Here is a 23,470-nt window from a genome sequence, read left to right as displayed (position 1 = left end):
CGGCGCCGGGCTGAACCGGATCCCGTGAGTTTGCTGGCAATCCTGCCCCCGGTCTTGACTGTCACGAATAACGATATATCGTTAAATATCGTTAGATGGATCCGGAACACTCTGCATCCATCTCAAGCGTGAAGTTCACGGCCGCCTCAAACCCCGCCGCTTCACACCCGGCGGGTTGCGCCCTCCACCCGGGCATTCCTTCCACATCCCCGCCATGGACAGCCACCTTCCGCCAGCCACGACAAACAAATTTTCCACGGAACAGGATTTGCCGACATGAACAGCATCAACAACCCACAAGAAGACGATCAAGCCAGCTTTGGTCACAACGACTCCATTCCCCAGGATTTCAGCAGCGAGGCGTCCGGAGGCGATGGATTCGCAGGCCGTGACGCCTCCCCGGAGAGTCACGGAGACTTCCCCGGCGAAGAGGACCGTCACCACGGCCACCACCACGGATCCGGACCACACTTCGGTCCAGAATTTGGTCCCGGCAGGGGCTTCCGCACTGGCTTCGGGCCCGGTTTCGGTCCGGGCAGGGGCTTTGCCCCCCACTGCGGCCCTGATGACCAGGGCCCGGATGACGAGGGCCCGGACGACGGCGGGGAAGGCCGCCGCGGCGATCGGCCCGGCCGGCGCGGCTTCGACCGCGGCGACGAGGACCCCCGCCATGGACGGCCCGGCAGGCGCGGCGACGGCAGGCGCGGCGACGGCAGGCGGGGCGGCGGCTTTGTGCCGGGCTTCAGCCCCCGCGCGGGCGGTGCCATTCCACTCGACGATGACGAGGGCTTTGGCCACCGCCGGGGGTTTGGCCCCGGACCAGCCCGCGGGTTTGGTCCCGGCTTCGGTCCTGGGTTCGGCGGAGGGTTCGGCCCCGGATTCCGGGGCGGCTTCGGCCGCGGCGGCCGGGTCCGCAAGGGCAACGTCCGCAGCGCCATCCTTTCGCTGCTCAGCCAGGACAGCTACAACGGCTACGGGATGATCGGAGCCATCGCCACCCAGACCGACGGAGCCTGGCGCCCCAGCCCCGGGTCAATCTACCCGGCACTGGCCGCGCTCCAGGCCGAGGGCCTCATTGAGTCGGCGGGCAAGGGCAAGCGGACCGAGTTTGAGCTGACGGAGGCCGGCCGCGCGTACGTCGCCGAACACGCCGAAGAGACGGCCGCCGTCTGGGCCGACGTCAGCGAGGAGGCGGGGGCCGGCGCCGAACTTCGCCAGAGCATCGGAAAGCTCATGGGCGCCGTCCACCAAATAGGCCAGGGCGGCACCGAGGAGCAGGTCAAGGCCACCACCGAGGCCCTCGACACCGCCCGACGCGCCATCTACAAGATGCTGGCCGACTAGCCGGCGTGCAGGACGTCGATATGGTGGTTCGCCCATGAAAACATCGGGGGCGAACCACCATATCGTCATTCCGGGCAGCGGCCGCCTTGGCTACGGACGCTGCGCCTGATAGCGGCGGACGGCCGTGCGCAGGGCGCGTTCGGCGTCCAGCCCCCGGGCCTGGGCGGCGCGGACGACGTCGAACAGCAGCTCCCCGAGCTCTTCTTCCGTTGCCGGCGGGGAAGGTTGGGCGGGGGCGCCGGCCAGGTGCCCAGGGGCAGCCCGGTCACCGGCGCGTTCGAGCGTCTTCGCGGCCAGGGCGAGCGCGGGCATCGACGCCGGCAGCGAATCAAACACCGATTTCGAGCCCGGACGCTCCCGGTCTTTTTCCGCGGCGTAGTTGCGTTCGATGGCCGCCATGGATTCCGGAAACCGGGCCTGCAGGGTTCCGTCCGGGCGGAACACGTGGCTGTTGCGCCGAATGAGTTTTTCGCGCAGCTGGTCCGCCACCTCGGCCAGGGTGAAGCCGCCACCCTCCGTCTGCAGCAGCGCGTGGAGCACCACCTGGTAGAGGATGTCGCCAAGTTCGCCCTTGAGCGCTTGGACGTCAAGGTCGCCGGGCGCCTCCACGACGTCGGCCAGCTCGTATGATTCCTCGACAAGGTAGGCAATGAGCGAGCGGTGGGTCAGCGCCGCCGTCCACAGGCAGTGTTCGCGCAGCTCCGCGACCACCCGGGCTAGCGCGTCCAATGCTGCGCCAGCGCCCGTATCCGCCCCGGCTCCTGCGCCTGCGTTCGGGCGAAGTGCCTGCGGATCAGTCCTCGTCATCACCGTCCAGGACGTCGTCGTAGCACTCGATGATGTAGTCGGCCAGCTGTTCGCGCGCCTCGATCGGCAGGAACGCGGCGTGGACCGCGTTCAGCGTCAGCTCCAGTATGGTTTCCAGGTCGTACCCGAAGGTGTCCGCCAGCAGTTCAAACTCGCCGGTCAGGGTCACACCGCTCATCAGGCGGTTGTCGGTGTTGACCGTGACGTTGAAGCCCAACTGATGCAGCAGGTCGATGGGGTGCTCGGAGATCGTGGTGCCAAACGCGGCGACGGCCCCAGTCTGCAGGTTCGACGACGGGCACAGCTCCAGCGGGATCTGGCGGTCACGCACCCACTGGGCCAGGTCGCCCAGGGTGACGGTGCCGACGTCGTGCCCGTCCTCCTCCTGGACGTCCAGGTGGATGTCCTCGGCGATGCGCACGCCGTGGCCCAGGCGGAGGGCGCGGCCATGGACCAGTGCGTCCTGGATGCTGTCCAGCCCGGCGGCCTCGCCCGCGTGGACGGTGGCCGGGAAATTGTTCTCGGCCAGGTAGGTGAACGCCTCGGTGAAGCGGGAGGGCAGGAACCCGTCCTCGGCCCCGGCGATGTCAAAGCCCACCACGCCGTTGTCCCGGTGGCGGACGGCCAGCTGCGCGATTTCGGAGCCACGGTCGGCATGGCGCATGGCCGTGACCAGCTGGCCGACCTCGATGTAACCGCCGGCCTCGTCCACGGCGTCCATGCCGGCTTCGAGTCCTTCCTGCACGGCCTCGACGGCGTCGTCGAGCGTCAGCCCCTGGGTGAGGTGCTGCTCGGGTGCCCAACGCACCTCGCCGTACACCACGCCGTCGTCCGCCAGGTCCTCGACGAACTCGCGGGCCACGCGCACCAAGGCGTCGTGGGTCTGCATGACGGCGATGGTGTGGTCGAACGTTTCCAGATAACGCACCAGCGAACCGGAGTCCGCGGAGTCCAGGAACCACTGGCGCAGCTCCTCGGGATCGGTGGCGGGCAGCTCGTGGCCCACCTCCGCCGCGAGCTCGATGATGGTGGCCGGACGCAGGCCGCCGTCGAGGTGGTCGTGCAGGGACACCTTGGGCAGGGATTTCAGTTCCACAGAGGACTGGGGCTCGGGCTGCTGGGACGAAGTTGGGTTAGTCACAGTCCCCACTTTAGGGATGCAACGCCGGTGCGCGCCAGTTCTGCCGGGTTTGGTGCGCTGTGGGCGTATCCTCAGGACCCGTCCGGGACGCCGGGCACGACGCCGGCCGCCTGGCTTCCGGCCTCCGCGGCGCCGTGCGCGCTTGCCGGGGCGCGGACGTTCGCGGCGGCTTGGACGCCGGGGACGGAGTGCATGCCCGCTGCCCCGTGCGGACCCGGGACCGCGTGCGGGCCGGTGGCGTGATGCGGGCCCTTGGCGTGGTGCGGGGCGGCGGCTGCACCCGGCGGACCGGCAATGCCCGGGATCGGCGGTGCCTGCGTGCCGGCCCGCGGCTGGTCCCCCGCGAGTGCCTCGGCTGCCAGCCGGGCCGCCGTGGCGCCGGGCTCCGGACGCGGTGCCAGCTTGCCGCGCTTTTCCAGCTGGTGATGCAGGATCTTCATGGCGTGGTCCACAATGAAGCCGATGACGATCGCAAAGGCGATGGCGATGCCCACGCCCAGCAACGGGTTGTGGTGCACCCACCGGCCGGCAACGCGTCCCACCAAGGCCGAATACACCACCCACGTGAGCACCGCAATGCCGTCCAGGACCACGAAGCGGCGCCACGGAAACCGGGTGGCGCCTGCCGTGAAGTTGACGGCGATCCGGCCCACGGGAATATAGCGCGCCGTGAAGATGAGGATGGCGCCGCGTTTGTCGAGCTCGCGGCCCGCCCAGGAGAACGCCTTGGCTCCGCGCGGCTTGCGCATCCACTTGAACCGCGTGGTGCCGAGCTTGTTGCCCATGAAGTAGGCGATGTTGTCGCCGATCATGGCGCCGATGGCGGCACCGGCCATGAGCAGCCAAATGTTCGGGGAACCGGTCCGCAGCGAGATCGAAGACAGCGCCACAATGGCGGTTTCGCTGGGCAGAAAGAGGAAGAAGCCATCGATGAGGCAGAACAAGCCAACCATGGGGACAACCCACCACTGCGCGGAAGAGTGCGCAAGGACATAGTTGATCTGGTTGATGATGTGCAAAAAGTCCACCGGGGATGGTTCCTCTCCTCTGGCGGGGTGTCACTCACTAGTTTCCCACGTCTGTTGGGTCCGGGCATCCATCTTGCGGCCTACATTCCGCCCGCCCCCTCCCACCAGGGGATGACCCCATCGACGCTCCTTCAGATCCGCGGCATTCCCGAGGATTCCCCTGCAGGAGCGTCCCAACGGATGGCTCAGGCGATGCGGTCGATGACCAGCCTCGACGCCGGCCGCGAACCCTCCGGCGCGATGGTCACCGCGCCCTCAAGCGCTTCCTTGGCGCGTGCGAACTTTTCGGGGGTGTCCGTCAACAGCGTCATGAGCGGCTCGCCTGCCCGCACCATGGCACCCGGCTTGGCGTGCATGCGCACCCCGGCGCCGGCCTGGACCACGTCCTCCTTGCGGGCGCGCCCGGCCCCGAGGCGCCAGGCCGCCACGCCCACGGACAGGGCGTCCAGTCCCACCAGCACGCCGTCCGCGGGCGCGTAGACGACCTCGGACTCGCGGGCCACCGGCAGCGCGGCATCGGGATCGCCGCCCTGGGCGGAAATCATCCGGCGCCACACGTCCATGGCACGCCCGTCCCGCAGGGCCGCCGCGGGGTCGGCGTCCCGGACGCCGGCGGCCTGGAGCATCTCCTCCGCCAGCCTCACGGTCAGTTCGACCACGTCCGGCGGCCCCCCGCCGGCCAGCACCTCCACCGATTCCTCCACCTCGATCGCGTTGCCGGCGGTCAGGCCCAGCGGCGTGGACATGTCCGTCAGCAGGGCCACCGTGTTCACGCCGGCATCCTTGCCCAGGGCCACCATGGTTTCGGCGAGTTCGCGGGCCATGGATTCGTCCTTCATGAACGCGCCCGAGCCCACCTTGACGTCGAGCACCAGTGCCCCGGTGCCTTCGGCGATCTTCTTGCTCATGATCGAGGAGGCGATCAGCGGGATCGCCTCAACGGTGCCGGTGACGTCGCGCAAGGCGTAGAGCTTCTTGTCCGCGGGCGCCAGCCCGGCACCGGCGGCGCAGATCACGGCTCCGACGTCGGAAAGCTGGCGCATCATCTCCTGGTTGCTGAGGTCCGCGCGCCAGCCGGGGATGGCCTCGAGCTTGTCCAGTGTCCCTCCGGTGTGGCCCAGTCCGCGCCCGGACAGCTGCGGGACGGCCACGCCGAACACGGCCACCAGCGGGGCCAGCGGGAGGGTGATCTTGTCCCCCACGCCCCCGGTGGAGTGTTTGTCCGTGGTGGCCTTGGGGGCTCCGGCCGGGGTGCGCAGGGACGCGAAGTCCATCCGCTCGCCGGAGTTGATCATGGCAGTGGTCCACTGGGCGATTTCCGCCCGGTCCATGCCGTTGAGCAGGATGGCCATGTTCAGGGCGGCCATTTGTTCATCGGCAATGGTGCCGCGGGTGTAGGCGTCGATGGTCCAGGCGATCTGGTCCGCGCTGAGCGTTCCCCGGTCCCGCTTGGTGCGGATGATGTCGACGGCGTCGAAGGCCGGGCCGTTGTAGGCGTGTGCACTCATGATTGATTCTCCAGATTCTCCGGGCCAAAGGCATCCGGCAGTATTTGGTCCATTGTCCGGATGCCGCCGCCGGTCATCAGCACCATGCCGGGGGCCCGGAATTCGTACAGGAGCTGGCGGCAGCGCCCGCAAGGCATGAGCACGGCGCCGTCCGCATCGACGCAGTAAAAGGCGCGGATGCGTCCGCCCCCGCCCATCTGCAGCGCGCCCACCATGGTGCACTCAGCGCAGAGCGTCAGTCCGTAGCTGGCGTTTTCCACGTTGCAGCCCGAGACCGTGCGGCCGTCGTCGAGCAGGGCGGCAGCGCCCACGGGGAACTTTGAATACGGCGCGTAGGCCCGTCCCATGGCGGCGGTGGCCGCGGCCCGCAGCGCGTCCCAGTCGGCCGGGGCGATGTCTTCGCCGGCAGTGCCGGCGCCCAAGGCCCCTTCCGGTGTGCCGCCGTCGGACGCGGAACCCGGGGTGCCGGCGTCGGGCACGAAATGCGGCGAGCCGCCGTCGGGCTTGATGTTGTCCACCTGTATCCCCTATCCCTTGAGGTACGGTTCGCCGTCGGCGGCCGGCGCGCGGGACTTGCCCACAAAGCCGGAGACGGCCAGGATGGTCAGCGCGTACGGGAGCATGGCCAGGAACTGCCCGTCGATGGGCGTGCCGGCGAGGGAGAGGATGCTTTGCAGGTTGCCGGCGACGCCGAACAGCAGGGCCGCCAGTGCCGCGCCGATCGGGTTCCAGCGGCCAAAGATCAGCGCCGCCAGGGCGATGAAGCCCAGGCCGCCGGTCATGTCCTTGCTGAAGCTGCTCACTGCCACCAAGGTGAAATAAGCCCCGCCGACGCCGGCCACGGCACCGCCGGCCAGCACGTTCAGAAAGCGGGTGCGGTTGACGTTGATGCCCACCGTGTCGGCCGCCTTGGGGTGCTCGCCCACGGCCCGGATGCGCAGGCCCCAGCGGGTGCGGAACAGGCCGAACCAGACCGCGGCCACCAGGACCAGCATGAGGTAGCCGATGATGGACTGGCGGAACAGGGTGGGTCCGATGACCGGGATCTGGGACAGGACCGGGATGGGCAGGTCCGGCAGCTGCACCGGCTGGTTGTAGATGGTGGCGCCGTCGACCTTGATCTTCATGATTTTTTCAAACAGGAACCCGGTCAGGCCGGAAACCAGCACGTTCAGCACCACGCCCACAATGATCTGGTTGACCACGTACTTGATGCTGAATGCGGCCAGCAGGAACGAGACGAGCACGCCCGCCAAGGCCGCGGCGAACAGGCCCGCGTAGGCGTTATGCGTGATGGAGGAAACCAGCGACGCCGTGAACGCGCCCGCGAGGAGCTGGCCCTCGATGGCGATGTTGACCACGCCGGAACGCTCGCACAACACGCCGGACAGCGAGCCGAAAACGAGCGGGGTGGTGATCAACATGGCGCCGGTGAACAGGCCAACCAGGGTGATGTTCTGCGTCTTGGTGCCGCCGATGATCCACACGAGCAGGCCGATCACGAAGGCGACGGTGAACGTCATGGTCACCCATTTGTCGACGCGGCCCTCCTTTTTCATCTGCTGGTAGGCGCGCGCGGCCAGCAGGACGCAGATGGCGGCCACGATGATGCCGACCGCCTTCGCGGGCACCGCCAGGTCAGGCACCTGCCAGGCGTCGCCTTCCTGCGAGATCCGGAAGGTCGCCTGCCCGGAGGGGCCTAGCAGGACAAAGACGACGACGGCGAAAAGCGCCAGCGCGCCAAACAGCGCAGGTGTTTTCCAGCTGCGGACGGCGACGCGGTCCACCGCCTTTGACGGCTTGATGTTGGCTGTGACGCTCATGCGCTGGCTCCTTCGCGGCGGGCGGCCTTGATGCGGAAGATGGACCGGATCAAGGGCGGGGCGGCGATGAACAGCACGATCAGCGACTGCACCACCGCAACAATGTCAATGGAAACGTCGGCATTGACCGCCATGGAGGTTCCGCCGGCCTTGAACGCACCGAACAGCAGTGCGGCGAAGAACGTGCCCCACGGCTTGGAGCGGCCCAGCAGCGCCACCGTGATGGCGTCAAAGCCGATGCTTCCGGCAATTTCGGAATCCAGGGACTTTTCCGTGCCGGCAATTTGGGCCACACCGGCCAGGCCGGCGAGGGCGCCGGAAATCAGCATGACGGTGATGTAGCCGCGCGAAACCAGCATGCCCGCGGTCCGCGCCGCCTTGGGGTTGGCCCCGATGGCGCGGTACTCAAAGCCGAGGGTGGAGCGGTTGAGCAGCCAGGAGACGCCGATGACCGCCAGGATGGCGATGATCAGCCCTGCGTGGACACGGAAGTTGGGCCCCAGCAGCAGCGGCAGCACGGCGTTGTCGTCCATCTGCGGGCTGATCGGGTTGGTGCTGTTGGGGTCCTTGAGCTGGTTTTTCAGCAGGAACAGGACCAGCGAGATGGCGATGTAGTTGAGCATGATCGTCACGATCACCTCGTGCGCGCCGGTCCTGGCCTTGAGGAATCCGGCGATGCCGCCCCAGATGGCCCCGCCAATGGCGCCGGCCAGGATGACGGCCAGCAGATGGATGACCGGTGGAAGGTGCATGCCGAAGCCGACGGCGCCGGCAAAGGTGGCGCCGAGGATGATCTGTCCCTGGGCGCCAATGTTGAAGAGGCCGGTGCGGAAGGCCAAGGTGACAGCGAGGCCGGCAAGGATCAACGGGGTGGCGAATGTCAACGTCTCAAAAATGCCCAGCTGGCCCTGCCAGGTGCGCGCCGTGGGATCGTACGTGGCACCGCGCCACAGGGCGCCGTAAGCCTCCGAGACCGACGACCAGATCGCGGAAAACGTGGCTCCCGGATCGGCGAAAAAGTAGCCCGAGGCGGCGCTGACGCGGGGATCGGTGACGGCGATCAGGATCCCGCCAATGACCAGGGCCACGACGACGGCCAGGACCGAGATGACGGCGTTGCCGCCCATGATCTCCCGGACGACCTGCGAGCCCTGGCTTTCCTTGGCCGGGGGCGTCGGCTCCTTGACTGTCTGCGTCTCACTCATGAGCGCTCTCCTTCAGTGGTTCCGGAAAGGTCCCCGGACGGTTCCCCGGACGGTTCCGCGGACAGTTCCGCGGCCGGGGCATCCCCGGCGGTTTCCCCGGCGGCGGCGTCCAGCTGGGCCCGGGCCTCCCCGGCCGGCAGGCCGGCCATCATCAGGCCCAACAGTTCGCGGCTGGATTTGCCCGGCACAATGCCCATGAGCTTGCCGGCAAAGAGCACGGCGATGCGGTCGCCGAGCTCGAGCACCTCATCCAGCTCTGTCGAAACGATGACAACGGGTGTGCCGGCGTCGCGCTCGGCCACGATGCGCTTGTGCAGGAACTCGATGGAGCCCACGTCGACGCCTCGGGTGGGCTGGGAGGCGATGAACAGCTTCAGCGGCCGCGCCAGTTCGCGGGCCAGCACCACTTTTTGCTGGTTTCCGCCGGAGAGCGTGTCCGCGGCGTCCTGCGCCGACTGGGCCCGGACGTCAAACTCGGCGACTTTTTCCTGCGCATTCTTGGCAATGACGGCCCGGTTCATCGAGCCGTAACGCGAATACGGTTCGTGGGTGTAAAGGTCCAGGACCAGGTTTTCGGCGATGGAGAACTCGCCCACCAGCCCGTCGTCCTGCCGGTCCTCGGGCACAAAGCCGACGCCGGCGTCCAGGACCTGGCGGACGCTGCGGCCCACCAGTTCCTTCCCGTCCAGCATGATGGAACCCTGGACGTGCTTGTGGAGTCCCAGGACGGCCTCGGTCAGTTCCGTCTGGCCGTTGCCCTGGACACCGGCGACGGCGAGGATCTCCCCGTCCGCGACGGAGAAGGTGACGTCGTCCAAAAGGCGCTGGCCGGCGTCGTTCATCACAGTCAGGTTGGTGACCTTGAACGTCAGCTCCCCGGGATCGGCGTCGGCCTTGTCCAGGGTGAGGCTGACGGCGCGGCCCACCATCATGGAGGCCAGCTCGGTGGTGGCGGCGCCGGGATCGGCCGAACCGACCACCTTGCCGCGGCGGATCACGGTGATGGTGTCCGAGATTGCCTTCACCTCGCGCAGCTTGTGGGAGATGAACACGATGGAGGTGCCGCCAGCCTTCAGCTGGCCCATGATGTCCATGAGTTCGTCGGTTTCCTGGGGCGTGAGCACGGCGGTGGGCTCGTCCAGGATCAGGATTTTGGCGTTGCGGACCAGTGCCTTGATGATTTCAACGCGCTGCTGCACGCCCACGGGGAGTTCCTCCACGAGCGCGTCGGGGTCGACCTGGAAGCCAAAGCGGGCCGAGATTTCGCGGATCTTGCGGCGGGTGTCCTCCAGGTCAAGGATGCCGGCGAAGCCGGTGCTTTCCCCGCCGAGGGCCACGTTCTCCGCCACGGTGAACACGGGGACCAGCATGAAGTGCTGGTGGACCATGCCGATTCCGGCGGCCATGGCGTCGGCCGGGCCGGAAAATTTCACGGGTTTGTCGTCAATGAGGATTTCGCCTGCGGTGGGTTCATACAGGCCGTACAGGACGTTCATCAGGGTGGATTTGCCGGCGCCGTTTTCGCCCAGGAGGCTGTGAATCTCACCCGACTCAACCACCAGGTCAATGTGGTCGTTGGCTACGAGGGCACCAAAACTTTTGGTGATGCCCCTGAGTTCAAGTTTCAAGGATTTAACCCGTCTACAGAATGTTTATGCGGAAAGTTGCGGCTCAACGCCACTGTGCGCCGCACCGCCAGCCAGTGCTGTCGGTACGGCGCAACAGTTCAACGATGGCGTTGCCTCGCCTACTTGGGGCTGGACTTCGACTCAACCTTGATGGAGCCGTCGATGATGCCCTTCTTGATGGCGTCCAGCTGGGTCTTGGTGTCGGCGCTGACGGCCGAGTCCAGGTCGTGGAACGGGGCGATGGCCACGCCGCCGTTGTCCAGCGTGCCCACGTACGGGGTGGCGCTGTACTTGCCGGCAAGGTCGTCCTTGACGATGGTCTCCACGGCCTCGCCCATGGTCTTGATGACCGAGGTCAGCAGGATGGACTTGTAGGTGGGGGCCGTCAGGTATCCGTCCGAGTCAACCCAGACCAGCTTCACGTCCTTGCCGCCCTTGTTGGCGGCCAGGATGGCGTCGCCGGCGCCCTTGCCGAGCGGGCCGGCAACGGGCATGACGACGTCGGCGCCTTCGCCGATCAGGTTGTTGGTGGCCTTGGTGCCTTCCTGGATGATGTCGAAGGTGTTGGCGAACAGGCCCTGCTGCGTGGCAACGTTCCAGCCGAGGACCTGGACGTTCTTGGACTGCTGCTTGTTGTAATACGCGACGCCCTCGGCAAAGCCATCCATGAAAATGGTGACCGTGGGAATGTTGATGCCGCCGAACGTGCCAACCTTGCCGGTCTTGGAGACGGAGGCTGCCGTGTAGCCGGCCATGAACGCGGCCTGGGCCGTGTCGTACACGATGGGCTTGACGTTGGGCAGCTTGATGGAGTTGTCATCAATGATGGCGAAGTGCAGCTTGGGGTCCGCCGTGGCAACCTTCTTGGTGGCGTCGGCCAGCAGGAAGCCGACCGTGAACGTCAGGTTGCAGCCTGCGTTGGCCATCTGGTTCAGGTTGGGCTCGAAGTCTGCCTTGGTGGTGGACTGGGCCTCCTTCATTTTGATGCCCGTGTCGGTGACTGTCTTCTTCAGGCCCTCGTACGAGGACTGGTTGAAGGACTGGTCGTCGAATCCGCCGGAGTCGGAGACGATGCAGCCAAGGTAGTTGGCTGCTGCGGCATTTCCGCTGGTGCTGCCGCCGCCGGCGGGTGCCGGTGCCTGGCCACAACCGGTGAGCAGGAGCGCCATTGCTCCCAGGGCCACAGTGCCGACGGTGGCCCCGCGCCTAAATGTGTTTTTCAAAGGTTCCTCCATAAGGTGATGATCGCGCACGGCCGCCCCCCGGCCACCTGTGCAGTGCTAGACACCACAGTAATGGCAGTTGCTACCAGCCGGTAGCCGTAGTCCACCCCTTCCCGGCATCGTTGGGGAACCGTTACCAATCCGTTCCCGGGCCGGCCCCGGGGGGCCTGAGCCGGGCCCGGGGACCGGACCGTGGCGGCTACGGAAGTGTCACCACCATTTTGCCCGTGTTGGCCCCGCGCATCAGGTCGATGAACGCCTGAGGCGCGTTCTCCAGCCCCTCCACCACGGTTTCGTCAAAGCGGACCGTGCCCGCAGCCAGCCACCCGGCCATCTTCGCGGCGAACTCGCCGGCCAGGTCCTGGTGCGATCCCACCAGGAAGCCGCGAAGGGTCAACTGCTTGCCGATGGCGGTGGCCAGATTCGTTGGAGCGGCGGGCGGCTCGGTGCTGTTGTACACGGAGATGGCGCCGCACATGGCGACCCGCCCGAACGGGTTCATGACGGCGATGGCGGCCTCCAGCTGCTCCCCGCCCACGTTGTCGAAGTAGACGTCAATCCCGGCGCTGTCCCCCAGCGCCTCGCGGAGCAGGTCCCTGGCCGGGCCTTCGTGGTAGTTGAAGGCGCCGTCAAATCCGAGGTCCAGCAGGTGCGCCACCTTCTCCGGCGAGCCGGCGCTGCCGATGACGTGGGCGGCCCCGAGCTGCTTGGCTATCTGGCCCACGAGCGACCCCACCGCCCCAGCCGCGCCGGAGACGAACACCGTGTCCCCCGGCTTGAAATCCGCCACCCGCGTCAGCCCGGCATACGCCGTCAGCCCGGTCATGCCCAGCGCACCGAGAAAGGCCGTGGGGCCCGCCAGCGAGGGATCGACCTTTTTGGTGGCCTCGGCCGGGAGCACCGCATAGTCGCGCCACCCCAGACCGTGGACGACGACGTCCCCCTCCTTGCGCCCCGCGCTGCGGGACGCCACCACCTCACCCACGGCCCCGCCGTCGAGCGCTGCATCCAGGGCGAAGGGCGTGCTGTATGACTTGGCATCGTTCATCCGACCGCGCATGTAGGGGTCCACGCTCATGGCCAGGTTGCGGACCAGGACCTGCCCTTCGGGGAGTTCGGGAACCGGCCGTTCGACGAGCCGGAAGTTCGCGGGCACGGGCCAGCCCTGCGGCCGGGAGGCAAGCTGGATTTCGCGGGATGTCAGGGCGCTCATGCGGCGGCTTCTTCCACGGTGAGGGTGATCTGGACATCCACGTTGCCGCGGGTCGCGTTGGAGTACGGGCAGACCTGGTGCGCGTTTTCGATGAGCGCCCGGGCCTCCCCGGCCCCGAGTTCAGGCAGCGAGACATCCAGGCGCACGGCGATGCCGAACCCGCCGTTGCCGGTGGCCCCGAGGTCCACCTCGGCGCGGACCGTGGAGCCGGTGACGTCCGCCTTGGCGCGCCGGGCCACCAGGCGCAGGGCCGAGTGGAAGCAGGCCGCGTAGCCGGCGGCGAAGAGCTGCTCCGGATTGGTGCCGTTGCCGCTGCCGCCCATTTCGGGGGGCGAGGCAAGGTCCACAACCAGCCTCCCGTCGTCGGTGCGGGCTTGGCCGTCGCGGCCGTCGCCGGTGGCGAGGGCGCGGGCGGTGTACAAAGCATTCATGGAGGTGTCCCTTCGGTGGTTTGGTTAGTGGTTGCCTGGAGTGGCTGGGGAGTTTCCGGCGGCGGCATGAAGTGCGCCGGTTACCTTGGCCAGCGTCTGGTTTAGCTGGTCCAGCTCGGCGGGAGTCAGGCCGGCGGCCGCGGCTATGTGCGCCGGAACGGCTGCGGCCTGCTGACGGAGGGATGCGCCGCCTGCGGTAAGGTGGACGGCCACCCTGCGTTCGTCGTCGGGCCCGCGACGGCGTTCCAGGAGCCCCGCCGATTCCAGCCGCTTGAGCAGCGGGGACAGCGTGCCGGAATCCAGTTCCAGCTCCTCCCCCAGCTCTCGGACCGAAACGCCGTCGCGCTCCCATAGCAGCAGCATTACCAGGTACTGCGGGTAGGTCAGCCCCATTTCCTGGAGCATGGGGCGGTACACGGCAGTGGCGGCACGGGAGGCCGCATACAGGGAAAAGCAAACCTGGTGCTGGAGGATGGATCTTTCGGGCATGCAGCCAGCATATCCCCGAATTTGATTGTTCGCAATTTAATTGCGCACAACTTGTTTAAGTGCGATTCCGATGAGCCTCGCGGGCCCGAACCCGCCCAACAAATCGACGGTGCAGATAATGCGGGCCCGAACCCGCCCAACAAATCGACGGTGCAGATAATGCGGGCTGATCACTGCCCAGCCAGCATTATCTGCACCGTCGAATCCACTGGCCCGCACGAGCTGCACCATCGAATCGGGAACCCGCTGGAGCTGCACCATCGAATCGCGCTTTGGCATTTTTCAGCCCGTTACCGCACGTCCGGAATCTGCCCGGAGGCCGAAATGGAATGCCGGGGCTGCAATATCAGGATCTGAGGTCCGTTCCGGCGGCCGGCCCGCTCAGCGGCGACCGCTCCGCCGGACCTCGCCCGGCCCGCTCAGCGGCAACCGGCTCGATCAGCGGCAACCGGCCCTGACAGCCGCAACCGGCTCGATCAGCGAAATTCAGGCGCCGCGCAGGGTCCGCAACGCGGCGGCGGTCAGCACGCGGATGCCCACGGAAAGGGCGCGTTCGTCGACGATGTAGTCGCCGCGGTGGAGATCGTACTCCTCGCCGCCGGGGACGTGGGTGCCCAGGCGCATCAGCGAGCCCGGGACACCCTGCAGAAACCAGGCAAAGTCCTCCCCGCCCATGGATTGCGGTGCCAGGACCACGGAGTCCTCGCCGAGTTCGGCGCGGGCCGCGGCCTCGATGAGCGCGGTTTCATGTTCCGAGTTGACCACGGGCGGCACGCCGCGGGTGTGTTCGAGGTGGACGTCCACGCCGTACGGCGCTGCGACCTGCTGCACCACGGCGTCCAGCAGTTCCCCGGCCGCGTGCCAAGCCTCGCGGTCCAGGCAGCGCATGGTGCCGCTCATGACGCCGTGCCCTGGAATGGCGTTCGGCGCGGAGCCGGCGCTGATCTGCCCCCACACCATGGACACGCCGCTGCGCACATCCACGCGCCGGGACAGCACTGCGGGGACGTTCACGGCGATCTGCGCCAGCGCAAAGACGAGGTCTTCGGTCAGGTGCGGACGCGAGCTGTGGCCGCCGCGCCCGGTCAGTTCAATCTTGATCGTGTCCGAGGCGCTCGTGATCGGCCCGATCCGGGTGCCGATCTTGCCCACCTCGATGCGGGGGTCGCAGTGCAGCGCCATGATGCGCGGCACGCCGTCGAGGGCACCCTGGTCGATGCAGGCCAGCGCGCCGCCGGGCAGCGTTTCCTCGGCGGGCTGGAAGATGATGCGGATGGTGCCGCCCAGGGGCTTGTCGTTGTGCATCCGGGCCAGCACCAACGCTATGCCCAGCATGGTGGCCGTGTGGATGTCGTGGCCGCATCCGTGGGTCACCCCGTGGTTGCGGGACGCGAACGGCAGCCCGGTCTCCTCAATGATGGGGAGGGCGTCAATGTCCCCGCGCAGCGCCGTCGTAATGGGGCCGGCGCCCACGTCCACGATGACGCCCGTGCCGTCCAGGCGCCGAGGCGACAGTCCGGCGGCAGTGAGCCTCTCAACGATGGCGGCAGTGGTGCGGTGCTCCTGGAAGGACAGTTCCGGGTGGGCGTGCACGTCGCGGCGGAATGCAATGACGCCCTCGATCAGCGGCTCAAGCCAGGGCCTGACCAATTCCGTGGGTTCTGTTTCCAGCGAATAGTTGCGCACAGAACAAACTTTAGCCACGTCGCCGCGCCGGAGCGTCATTGGCGCACGCCGCGTTACGCGGCACCATTGGCAGAAGGGGCGCGCCTAGGCCCACACCTCCGAGGGGCCCAACTGTTCAATCGCTTGCGATCCAGCCGTTGGGAGGGCGTGGGTGGGCCCACGCCGGCAGGGTTCCCTGACCTGGGCCCACTTGCCGCGAGGGCCCCGCGCCGAGCCTGCGGGGTGCGGGAATGGCTGGGGAGGAACGAGGTTAGGGTGCCGGTGGGGACTAGAGGACGTCCATGTCGCCCTGTGCCTTCAGTCCGTCGACGGCGCGCTTCACCTGTTGGGAGTGGGCGCGGGTGGTGACGAGCAGGGCGTCGGGGGTGTCCACCACCACCACGTCCTGGATGCCGATCAGCGCAATGACGCGCTTGGTGTCCGTGACCACGATGCCGGTGCTGTCCTCGGTGAAGACGCGGGCGCCCTCGCCGATCACCTTGACGTCCTTGACTTCCTTGGCGCTGCTGAGCCGGGCGATCGCGGCAAAGTCCCCGACGTCGTCCCAGCTGAAGTCCGCCGGAATCATCGCGACATCGCCGGCGTCCGCGGCCGGCTCGGCCACGGCGTAGTCAATGGCGATCTTGGGCAGCGTCGGCCAGACCCTGTTCTTCACGGCCACCCGGTCAGGGGTGTCCCATGCCCGCGCGATCTCCATCAGCCCGTCATGCAGTTCAGGTTCGTTGGCCTTGAGGTGGCGCAGCATCAATTCCACGGGGGCCACGAACATGCCGGCGTTCCAGCTATAGTCGCCGCTGGCCAGATACTGCTCGGCGATGTCCTGGCTGGGCTTTTCGACGAACTGCACCACCTCGTGCGCACTGGGGGCACCCTCAATGTCCAGCGCCTTGCCCCTGCGGATGTAGCCGAAGCCGGTGGAGGCGTGCGTGGGCTTGATGCCGATGGTGACAATCTTGCCGGTGGCGGCGGTGTAGATGGCCTCCCGGACGGCGTCCTGGAACTTGCCCTCCGGGCTGATCACCTGGTCCGCGGCAAAGGATCCCATGATGGTCTCCGGATCCCGCGTGAACAGGATCGCCGCGGCCAGGCCGACGGCCGCACCGGAATCCTTCGGCTCCGTCTCCAGCACCAGGTCCTCATCGGCCAGCTCCGGCAGCTGCCGGCAAACCGCCTCGCGGTGCGCGTCGCCGGTCACCAACAGGATCCGGTTGCCGCTGATGGGCTGCAGCCTGTCATACGTGGCGCGGATCAGCGTGCTGCCGCTGCCGGTCAGGTCGTGCAGGAACTTCGGCGCCGCCGCCCGCGACAGCGGCCACAGCCGCGTTCCGACACCCCCGGCCGGAATGACAGCAAAAAACTTCTCAAGCGGGCTGGTTCCGGGCTGGACATGGACGTCCGAGTTTTGCGTATTCATCATCGCCCAGCCTATGCGATACGCGGCGGAACACTGTGATTTGGCGGGAAAACTCACCCCGCGGTCACCGCCGGGGCACACCGGCGTCGACCCTGCGGAAGACACGGATCCCGTGCGAGCGAGGCGCCAACCCGCCAACCTTTGACGCACCTGTGATTCATCACATAGGGCAAGGGGCGCCTAAGTTGAATATGCTGTTAGCGAAGCCTAAATTTAGGCGAAGTTATGAGTGCTCACGCCGTGTGCGTTTCCCCGCGTGGAACCACGCCAGCGTCACGGTGATGCAGGAAGGTTTATTCAGTGCCGACAAAACCAGCTGGCACTCTGTACCGCGGCCGTGAAGGCATGTGGTCCTGGGTGGGACACCGGATTACCGGTGTAGTGATTTTCGTTTTCCTGTTGGTGCACGTCCTGGACACCTCCCTGGTGCGCGTGTCCCCGGAAGCGTACACAGCAGTCATCGGGGCGTATAAGAACCCCATCATGGGCTTGGGCGAAGCCGCCCTGGTCGCCGCAATCGTGTTCCACGCCTTCAACGGCCTGCGGATCATTGCGATCGACTTCTGGAAAAAGGGCCCCAAGTACCAGCGGCAGATGCTCTGGACCGTCCTGATCGCCTGGGTTGTGGTCATGATTCCGTTCCTGATCCGACACCTCTCCATCGTCTTCGGGGGGCACTAAATGAGTTCCAACGTTATTGAGTCGCCGCGTTCCAACAGCGCACAGTCGCCCAAGTACAAGCGCAACAAGGCATCGCACTCCAGCTTTGAAATGGCCGCCTGGCTGTTCATGCGCCTGTCCGGAGTGGTGCTGGTGGTGCTGATTTTCGGCCACCTGTTCGTCAACCTCATGCTTGGCGACGGCATCCACGCCATCGACTTCGGCTTCGTGGCCGGCAAGTGGTCCAGCCCGTTCTGGCAGGTCTGGGACCTGGCCATGCTGTGGCTGGCCATGCTGCACGGCACCAACGGCGTGCGCACCATCATCAACGACTACGCCGAACGCAACGCCACCCGCATGACGCTCAAGACCGTCCTGTACGTTGCCGCCGCCGTCATCATTGTGCTCGGCACCCTGGTGATCTTCACGTTTGATCCGTGCCCGGCCGGTGCAGTCATCGACCTTCCGTCCTTCTGCCCGGTCCCGTAATGCGGCAGCGCCGGGGCCTGGCGGTCCTGGCGCAGAAGTGAACACCAGCTTTTTTGTAGCACTAAAGAGAGAAAGAGCATCCAGTATGCAGGTCCACAAATACGACGTCGTCATCGTCGGGGCCGGTGGCGCAGGAATGCGTGCCGCCATTGAATCCGGACAGAACGCCCGCACGGCCGTGCTGACCAAGCTCTACCCCACCCGCTCGCACACCGGCGCGGCCCAGGGCGGCATGTGCGCCGCGTTGGCCAACGTGGAGGAAGACAACTGGGAGTGGCACACCTTTGACACCGTCAAGGGCGGGGACTACCTCGTAGACCAGGACGCCGCGGAAGTCATGGCCAAGGAGGCCATCGACGCGGTGATCGACCTGGAGAAAATGGGCCTGCCGTTCAACCGCACGCCCGAGGGCCGCATCGACCAGCGCCGCTTTGGCGGCCACACCCGCGACCACGGCAAGGCCCCCGTCCGCCGGTCCTGCTACGCCGCCGACCGCACCGGCCACATGATCCTGCAGACCCTGTACCAAAACTGCGTCAAGCACAATGTCGAGTTTTACAACGAGTACTACGTCCTGGACCTGCTGACGGTCGACGAGGACGCCACCCGCTCGGACGGCACGCCCTTCAAGCAGAAGCGGATTGCCGGCGTCGTCTCCTATGACCTGGCCACGGGCGAACTGCACGTGTTCCAGGCCAAGTCCGTCATCCTGGCCACCGGCGGCGCGGGCAAGGTCTTCAAGACCACCTCCAACGCCCACACCCTGACCGGAGACGGCATGGGCATCGCGTTCCGCCGCGGCATCCCCCTGGAGGACATGGAGTTCTTCCAGTTCCACCCGACAGGCCTGGCCGGGCTCGGCATCCTGCTCTCCGAGGCCGCCCGCGGCGAGGGCGCGATCCTGCGCAACTCCGAGGGCGAGCGGTTCATGGAGCGCTACGCCCCCACCATCAAGGACCTGGCCCCGCGCGACATTGTGGCCCGCTCCATGGCCAACGAGGTCCGCGAAGGCCGCGGCTGCGGCCCGAACAAGGACTATGTCCTCCTCGACCTGACGCACCTGGAGCCGGCGCACATCGACGCCAAGCTCCCGGACATCACGGAGTTTGCCCGCACGTACCTGGGCGTGGAACCGTACACCGAGCCCGTCCCCGTGTTCCCCACCGCCCACTACGCTATGGGCGGCGTTCCCACGAACATTGCCACCGAGGTCCTGCAGGACAACGACACGATCATCCCCGGTCTGTACGCCGCCGGCGAGGTGGCCTGCGTGTCCGTCCACGGCTCCAACCGATTGGGCACCAACTCGCTGCTGGACATCAACGTCTTCGGAAAGCGCGCCGGCGTGGCCGCCGCCGAATACGCCAAGACGGCCGAGTTCATTGACCTGCCGGAGAACCCGGAGGCGGCAACAACCGCCCTCCTGGACCACGTCCGCACGTCCGACGGCGGCGAAAAGGTGGCCGCGATCCGCAAGGACCTGCAGGACACCATGGACGCCAACATGCAGGTGTTCCGCACGGCCGAGTCCATCGACCGCGTGCTGGCGGACATCGCCGGCTTCGAGGAGCGGTACTCCCGCATCACGGTCCAGGACAAGGGCAAGCGCTTCAACCTGGACCTGCTCGAGGCCGTGGAACTGGGCTTCCTGCTCGAACTGGCCAAGGTCATGACCGTTGCCGCCCTGCACCGCCAGGAGTCGCGCGGCGGCCACTACCGGGAAGACTTCCCGGACCGTGATGACACGAACTTCATGAAGCACTCCATGGCCTACCTCGACACGAACGTCACCGCGGAGAGCTCCGAGGAGCATATCGCCGGGATCCGCCTGGAGACCAAGCCTGTTGTCGTCACGCGCTACCAGCCGATGGTGAGGAAGTACTAATGAGCCCCATTGAAACCGCCGAGACCGCTCCCGAGCCGGCGTCAAAGATTGAACTGCCCGCCCACCTCGGCGGCGGCGGGGAAATCCCCACCTTCGACGTGACGCTGCGCGTGCGCCGCTACGACCCGGAGTTCTCCGCCGAGTCGACGTGGGAAGAATTCACCATGACCATGTACGGGACGGACCGCGTGCTGGACGCCCTGCACAAGGTCAAGTGGGAGCAGGACGGCTCGCTGTCCTTCCGCCGCTCCTGCGCCCACGGCGTCTGCGGCTCCGATGCCATGCGCATCAACGGCCGCAACCGCCTGGCCTGCAAGACCCTCCTGAAGGACCTGGACACCTCCAAGCCCATCACGGTCGAGCCCATCAAGGGCCTGCCGGTGGAGAAGGACCTGATCGTGGACATGGAGCCGTTCTTCCAGTCCTACCGCGAGATCATGCCGTTCCTGATCAACCGCGGCCACGAGCCGTCCAAGGAGCGCCTGCAGTCCGCCGAGGAGCGCGAGCGCTTCGACGACACCACCAAGTGCATCCTGTGCGCCGCGTGCACCTCGTCGTGCCCGGTGTTCTGGACCGACGGGCAGTACTTCGGGCCGGCCGCCATCGTCAACGCGCACCGCTTCATCTTTGACTCCCGCGACGACGCCGGCGACATGCGCCTGGAGATCCTCAACGACAAGGAAGGCGTGTGGCGCTGCCGCACCACCTTCAACTGCACCGAGGCATGCCCCCGCGGCATCCAGGTCACACAGGCGATCGCCGAGGTCAAGCAGGCCATCCTGTCCCGCCAGGTCTAGTTCCGCCGCCTGAAGGCGCCGCCCCCTTGAGGGACGGCGCCTTTTGAGTTGTCCGGCCGGTGCAGCGGCGACTTCGCCAGTGCGGAGTTCAATGTGGTGAGCCCGTTTGTCCAGGTTGCCATCCTGCCGCAGCCCGAGGTCTTCCAGACCGCCTAGCGGGGGTTTCCTAGCTAATTGAGGTCAGGTTGGTGTTTGTGCAGGTCAGAAGCGCTTTTTAGTGGTTGGAAATGTATGACCTAAATTTTCTTCGGGGCCAGCTTCCTGAGGTTGAAGATCTCGACGAGGCTGGCCTGGGTGAGGATGTCTTCGGTGAGCATGCGCCGGGCTTTGGGGCGGCCTCCGGTGGAGGGGTAGATCATCACGGTTTCGCCGATGCTGGCGAGGCGTTCGAGGAGTTCGCGGACGGAGTGGTGTTCGCCGGCATTGTCGGCTTCGCGGCGCATGAGGTGGGCGATTTGCAGGGCCAGGACGCAGGTGAAGGTGTGGATGCGGATGTTGTGCTCGCTCCAGTGGTGCATGGGTGAGAATGAGACGACGTGGGGGTCTTTGAGTTGCCGGAATCCGAATTCGGCATCGGATTGGGAGCGGTAGGCGGCCACGAGGTCCGTCACGGACCAGTCATCGTGGGAGGTGACCAGGACGCGTTTGCCGAAGACTTCTTCTTCAAGCTCGGAGCGTGCTTGTTCGTTGATGGTGGTGGTGATGCGGTGGGTGGCCGGGGTGTCACCGGTGACGCTCACCTCCAGGACGCGGCGCAGCCAGGGATCGTTGGTGATCGTCTTGATGTGGGCAGCCAGTTCCGTGGTGGTGCGCCGGGTCTTCCCGCGAGCCAAGGTATCGGCCAGCTCGTCGAGTTTTGCCTGGGCTTTGGCCAGGGTTTGGGCGAACCCGGCGACCTGCTTGTCGTGCAGGGTTGGTGAATGGGTGAGAACCACCCGGCGTTCGGTGCCGTAAACGACCCTGCGGGTCTCGGTTGCGCTCAGCCCGCCAAACAGGGCCTTGTCCACGACCGTCCGGTCCGTGGCGAGGAGTTTGAGCAGGTCCGCGACCTGGGAGGGAGGGATGGAACCGACGAAGGCAAGGTCCGTGTCGGTGACGCGGGTGAAGTTGGAGGCCGAGTTCTGTCCGTCGTCAAAGACCACCGTCACCTCTGCAGGAGCCGTGATCCCTGCCGTTTCGGCGAGCTTGCGGTGCCGGGTGCCGAGGGCGTCAATCATGAGCGGGAACTGGGTGACATCGGGCTTGTTGCCCGGGTAGGCGTGGGCCAACAGCGGGATCCCGCCATCACGGGTGATCACCAGCCCCAACCCGACAAGGCGCAGGTCGGCGCGTTTCTGCTTCGCCCTGCCGCGCTGGGCGATCGGGGCGGCCTCGTTCGCCGAATCAATGTAGGTGGCGAAGTTCGTCATATCCAGCGCCAGGGCTGAGATGTCGAGATTGAACTCGGCCACCATTGCCACCGCGATGCGCTCCTCAATCACCGCCAACTCCTGCAGGGACACGCCGTGCATGGCGTCCCAGAAGCGGCGGTGGTCCAACACCGAAGCAGGGATCTTCGTGAACCGGTCCGCCGCCGTGGTCTTCCACCAGTCAGAGAAGCCAAGCTTCGAGGTCGGCGCCACGACCCGGTTCAACGCCGCCAACGCCAGATATGTCCCCACCGACGCGCCGGCATCCTTGCGCCGCGGCCCCACCACGTCGTCGATGATCCCGGCAACATCCAGACGCCGCAGGATGCCCCAGACGGCAGCACTGTCGCCGAACCCCAGGTGCCGGGTCTTCTCCGGGACAGAAACAGCTTCCTTGGCATCGAGCATCTTCTCAATGTCCTTCGCACTGCCCAAATAGCGTTCGGAGACCATCTTTGGCTTCCCATCCACCCGTGCCATCTCACGCAGGTACCAGTACGGGTGTCCGTTGACCATTTTCCTGTACAAAGCCATGTCCCAATAATACTTTAGGTCATACACTTTTGGCCCAAGTGAAGGCCCCGACACGCCGCAACCTACGCGGTTTCTATTTTGCCGGAGCCCTCAAAAACGAAATAGCCCGGAAACTCCCGCTAGACCTTTCAAAGGGCGGCCACGCCAAACGGCAGCCCCGACAAAGGGCGGGCAGAGCACGGGCCAGGCCGCGCCCTCAGCCTTGCCCGCCGCCCCCGAGCGCCAGTTCCTCGTAGAGCGCCCAGCCGGACTCGGAGTAGTCGTAGAGCCCAATGCTGGTGACCTCCAGCTCCGCCTGGAAGCCGGCCAATTCCGCCTCGGCCCGGGCCATGGTGTCGGGGTCCAGGTCGTGCGCCACGGTCAGGTGGGGGCGGAATTCAAAGTCCAGCAGGTGCTCGACGGGTCCCGCCAGCAGTTCCTCGTGCAGCTCCTGGCACTCCCCCACCCCCTGTTCCAGTTTCAGGAAGACCACCGGGGACACCGGCGCAAAGGTTCCGGTGCCGCGCAGGGAGATGGCGAACGGGGAACCGTGCCGGGCCACGCTGCGCACGTGTGCGGCGGCCTCGGCCCAGGAACGGCGCGCCCGTCCGGAAACCAGCGTGATGTGGGCCGGCACGACGCCGTTGCCCGGCCCCGCGTACGATTCCCGCCAGGCGTGGAGCTCGGCGGCGAGGGCTGGCGGCATCGTGATGATGACGCCCAGGCTGTCCGGGTGCGGCGCCGGGGTTGACCCGCTCTGGCCAATGCCCGGCATGG

General features: G+C 66.7%; 22 protein-coding genes. 5 read left to right on the top strand and 17 right to left on the bottom strand.

Annotation, left to right across the window (positions count from 1 at the left end):
• Positions 1-276: 276 nt before the first annotated feature.
• On the top strand, positions 277-1,344 hold the full coding sequence (locus DMB86_RS20900; protein WP_227878632.1) for a PadR family transcriptional regulator: 1,068 nt from the start codon (positions 277-279) through the stop codon (positions 1,342-1,344).
• A gap of 90 nt (positions 1,345-1,434) precedes the next feature.
• On the opposite strand, the gene DMB86_RS06530 is transcribed toward DMB86_RS20900, so the two are convergent.
• From DMB86_RS06530 to DMB86_RS06465, 15 genes are all read right to left on the bottom strand, one after another.
• Positions 1,435-2,073 carry a MazG nucleotide pyrophosphohydrolase domain-containing protein gene (locus DMB86_RS06530; protein WP_227878631.1) on the bottom strand — a complete coding sequence of 213 codons (639 nt, stop codon included), beginning with the start codon at positions 2,071-2,073 and terminating at the stop codon, positions 1,435-1,437.
• A gap of 64 nt (positions 2,074-2,137) precedes the next feature.
• Positions 2,138-3,292: an adenosine deaminase gene (locus tag DMB86_RS06525; RefSeq protein WP_171814398.1), complete on the bottom strand. Its 1,155-nt coding sequence runs from the start codon at positions 3,290-3,292 to the stop codon at positions 2,138-2,140.
• Between the two features lie 71 nt (positions 3,293-3,363).
• A complete protein-coding gene (locus DMB86_RS20730; protein ID WP_227878630.1) occupies positions 3,364-4,320 on the bottom strand; it encodes a DedA family protein in 957 nt (318 codons plus the stop codon).
• Positions 4,321-4,505: 185 nt separating this feature from the next.
• Positions 4,506-5,828, bottom strand: a complete 1,323-nt coding sequence (locus DMB86_RS06515) for a thymidine phosphorylase (protein ID WP_113717070.1) — start codon at positions 5,826-5,828, stop codon at positions 4,506-4,508.
• Positions 5,825-6,175: a cytidine deaminase gene (locus DMB86_RS06510; protein WP_236783361.1), complete on the bottom strand. Its 351-nt coding sequence runs from the start codon at positions 6,173-6,175 to the stop codon at positions 5,825-5,827. The genes DMB86_RS06515 and DMB86_RS06510 overlap by 4 nt, the downstream gene beginning before the upstream one ends.
• Before the next feature lie 180 nt (positions 6,176-6,355).
• Positions 6,356-7,651, bottom strand: coding sequence for an ABC transporter permease (locus tag DMB86_RS06505; protein ID WP_113717069.1), 1,296 nt, complete (start codon positions 7,649-7,651; stop codon positions 6,356-6,358).
• Positions 7,648-8,856, bottom strand: a complete 1,209-nt coding sequence (locus DMB86_RS06500) for an ABC transporter permease (RefSeq protein WP_113717068.1) — start codon at positions 8,854-8,856, stop codon at positions 7,648-7,650. Before DMB86_RS06500 ends, DMB86_RS06505 begins: the two co-directional genes overlap by 4 nt.
• Positions 8,853-10,484: an ABC transporter ATP-binding protein gene (locus DMB86_RS06495; protein ID WP_113717067.1), complete on the bottom strand. Its 1,632-nt coding sequence runs from the start codon at positions 10,482-10,484 to the stop codon at positions 8,853-8,855. The genes DMB86_RS06500 and DMB86_RS06495 overlap by 4 nt, the downstream gene beginning before the upstream one ends.
• A 119-nt stretch (positions 10,485-10,603) precedes the next feature.
• The gene (locus tag DMB86_RS06490) at positions 10,604-11,719 is read right to left on the bottom strand and encodes a BMP family lipoprotein (RefSeq protein WP_113717066.1); all 1,116 of its coding nucleotides are present in this window, start codon (positions 11,717-11,719) and stop codon (positions 10,604-10,606) included.
• Between the two features lie 187 nt (positions 11,720-11,906).
• The gene (locus DMB86_RS06485; protein WP_113717065.1) at positions 11,907-12,920 is read right to left on the bottom strand and encodes an NADP-dependent oxidoreductase; all 1,014 of its coding nucleotides are present in this window, start codon (positions 12,918-12,920) and stop codon (positions 11,907-11,909) included.
• Positions 12,917-13,351, bottom strand: a complete 435-nt coding sequence (locus tag DMB86_RS06480; RefSeq protein WP_113717064.1) for an organic hydroperoxide resistance protein — start codon at positions 13,349-13,351, stop codon at positions 12,917-12,919. Before DMB86_RS06480 ends, DMB86_RS06485 begins: the two co-directional genes overlap by 4 nt.
• A 24-nt stretch (positions 13,352-13,375) precedes the next feature.
• The gene (locus DMB86_RS06475) at positions 13,376-13,840 is read right to left on the bottom strand and encodes a MarR family winged helix-turn-helix transcriptional regulator (protein WP_113717063.1); all 465 of its coding nucleotides are present in this window, start codon (positions 13,838-13,840) and stop codon (positions 13,376-13,378) included.
• A 36-nt stretch (positions 13,841-13,876) separates the two neighbouring features.
• On the bottom strand, positions 13,877-14,119 hold the full coding sequence (locus DMB86_RS20250) for a hypothetical protein (protein ID WP_129545483.1): 243 nt from the start codon (positions 14,117-14,119) through the stop codon (positions 13,877-13,879).
• A 207-nt stretch (positions 14,120-14,326) separates the two neighbouring features.
• The gene (locus tag DMB86_RS06470; RefSeq protein ID WP_113717062.1) at positions 14,327-15,526 is read right to left on the bottom strand and encodes an amidohydrolase; all 1,200 of its coding nucleotides are present in this window, start codon (positions 15,524-15,526) and stop codon (positions 14,327-14,329) included.
• A 268-nt stretch (positions 15,527-15,794) separates the two neighbouring features.
• Positions 15,795-16,940, bottom strand: a complete 1,146-nt coding sequence (locus DMB86_RS06465; protein WP_113719375.1) for a mannose-1-phosphate guanylyltransferase — start codon at positions 16,938-16,940, stop codon at positions 15,795-15,797.
• Between the two features lie 300 nt (positions 16,941-17,240).
• Between DMB86_RS06465 and sdhC the strand changes: the two genes are divergently transcribed.
• From sdhC to DMB86_RS06445, 4 genes are all read left to right on the top strand, one after another.
• Positions 17,241-17,621, top strand: a complete 381-nt coding sequence (sdhC, locus tag DMB86_RS06460) for a succinate dehydrogenase, cytochrome b556 subunit (RefSeq protein WP_113717061.1) — start codon at positions 17,241-17,243, stop codon at positions 17,619-17,621.
• Complete coding sequence (locus tag DMB86_RS06455) at positions 17,622-18,089, top strand: succinate dehydrogenase hydrophobic membrane anchor subunit (protein ID WP_113717060.1); 468 nt, start codon at positions 17,622-17,624, stop codon at positions 18,087-18,089.
• Positions 18,090-18,174: 85 nt separating this feature from the next.
• Positions 18,175-19,974 carry a succinate dehydrogenase flavoprotein subunit gene (sdhA, locus tag DMB86_RS06450; protein WP_113717059.1) on the top strand — a complete coding sequence of 600 codons (1,800 nt, stop codon included), beginning with the start codon at positions 18,175-18,177 and terminating at the stop codon, positions 19,972-19,974.
• A complete protein-coding gene (locus tag DMB86_RS06445) occupies positions 19,974-20,771 on the top strand; it encodes a succinate dehydrogenase iron-sulfur subunit (RefSeq protein WP_113717058.1) in 798 nt (265 codons plus the stop codon). The genes sdhA and DMB86_RS06445 overlap by 1 nt, the downstream gene beginning before the upstream one ends.
• Before the next feature lie 236 nt (positions 20,772-21,007).
• Here DMB86_RS06445 and DMB86_RS06440 read toward each other — a convergent pair whose 3' ends face one another.
• Both DMB86_RS06440 and DMB86_RS06435 read right to left on the bottom strand, forming a co-directional pair.
• Positions 21,008-22,714 carry an IS1634 family transposase gene (locus DMB86_RS06440; RefSeq protein ID WP_113717057.1) on the bottom strand — a complete coding sequence of 569 codons (1,707 nt, stop codon included), beginning with the start codon at positions 22,712-22,714 and terminating at the stop codon, positions 21,008-21,010.
• Positions 22,715-22,910: 196 nt separating this feature from the next.
• Complete coding sequence (locus tag DMB86_RS06435) at positions 22,911-23,468, bottom strand: 2'-5' RNA ligase family protein (protein WP_113717056.1); 558 nt, start codon at positions 23,466-23,468, stop codon at positions 22,911-22,913.
• Positions 23,469-23,470: the final 2 nt, after the last annotated feature.

It is taken from the genome of Arthrobacter dokdonellae (assembly GCF_003268655.1).
In the GTDB taxonomy this organism is placed as follows: domain Bacteria; phylum Actinomycetota; class Actinomycetes; order Actinomycetales; family Micrococcaceae; genus Specibacter; species Specibacter dokdonellae.
This window is presented reverse-complemented; position numbering and strand designations above follow the sequence as displayed.

Excerpts from the sequence above, each read along its gene's own strand:
- DMB86_RS06465 (WP_113719375.1), bottom strand. The coding sequence starts at position 16,940 with ATGAATACGCAAAACTCGGACGTCCATGTCCAGCCCGGAACCAGCCCG.
- sdhA (WP_113717059.1), top strand. The coding sequence starts at position 18,175 with ATGCAGGTCCACAAATACGACGTCGTCATCGTCGGGGCCGGTGGCGCA.
- DMB86_RS06515 (WP_113717070.1), bottom strand. The coding sequence starts at position 5,828 with ATGAGTGCACACGCCTACAACGGCCCGGCCTTCGACGCCGTCGACATC.
- DMB86_RS06440 (WP_113717057.1), bottom strand. The coding sequence starts at position 22,714 with ATGGCTTTGTACAGGAAAATGGTCAACGGACACCCGTACTGGTACCTG.
- DMB86_RS06475 (WP_113717063.1), bottom strand. The coding sequence starts at position 13,840 with ATGCCCGAAAGATCCATCCTCCAGCACCAGGTTTGCTTTTCCCTGTAT.
- DMB86_RS06510 (WP_236783361.1), bottom strand. The coding sequence starts at position 6,175 with ATGGGACGGGCCTACGCGCCGTATTCAAAGTTCCCCGTGGGCGCTGCC.
- DMB86_RS06435 (WP_113717056.1), bottom strand. The coding sequence starts at position 23,468 with ATGCCGGGCATTGGCCAGAGCGGGTCAACCCCGGCGCCGCACCCGGAC.
- DMB86_RS06505 (WP_113717069.1), bottom strand. The coding sequence starts at position 7,651 with ATGAGCGTCACAGCCAACATCAAGCCGTCAAAGGCGGTGGACCGCGTC.
- DMB86_RS20900 (WP_227878632.1), top strand. The coding sequence starts at position 277 with ATGAACAGCATCAACAACCCACAAGAAGACGATCAAGCCAGCTTTGGT.
- DMB86_RS06480 (WP_113717064.1), bottom strand. The coding sequence starts at position 13,351 with ATGAATGCTTTGTACACCGCCCGCGCCCTCGCCACCGGCGACGGCCGC.
- DMB86_RS20250 (WP_129545483.1), bottom strand. The coding sequence starts at position 14,119 with ATGCCAAAGCGCGATTCGATGGTGCAGCTCCAGCGGGTTCCCGATTCG.
- DMB86_RS06455 (WP_113717060.1), top strand. The coding sequence starts at position 17,622 with ATGAGTTCCAACGTTATTGAGTCGCCGCGTTCCAACAGCGCACAGTCG.
- DMB86_RS06490 (WP_113717066.1), bottom strand. The coding sequence starts at position 11,719 with ATGGAGGAACCTTTGAAAAACACATTTAGGCGCGGGGCCACCGTCGGC.
- DMB86_RS06445 (WP_113717058.1), top strand. The coding sequence starts at position 19,974 with ATGAGCCCCATTGAAACCGCCGAGACCGCTCCCGAGCCGGCGTCAAAG.
- DMB86_RS06485 (WP_113717065.1), bottom strand. The coding sequence starts at position 12,920 with ATGAGCGCCCTGACATCCCGCGAAATCCAGCTTGCCTCCCGGCCGCAG.
- DMB86_RS06500 (WP_113717068.1), bottom strand. The coding sequence starts at position 8,856 with ATGAGTGAGACGCAGACAGTCAAGGAGCCGACGCCCCCGGCCAAGGAA.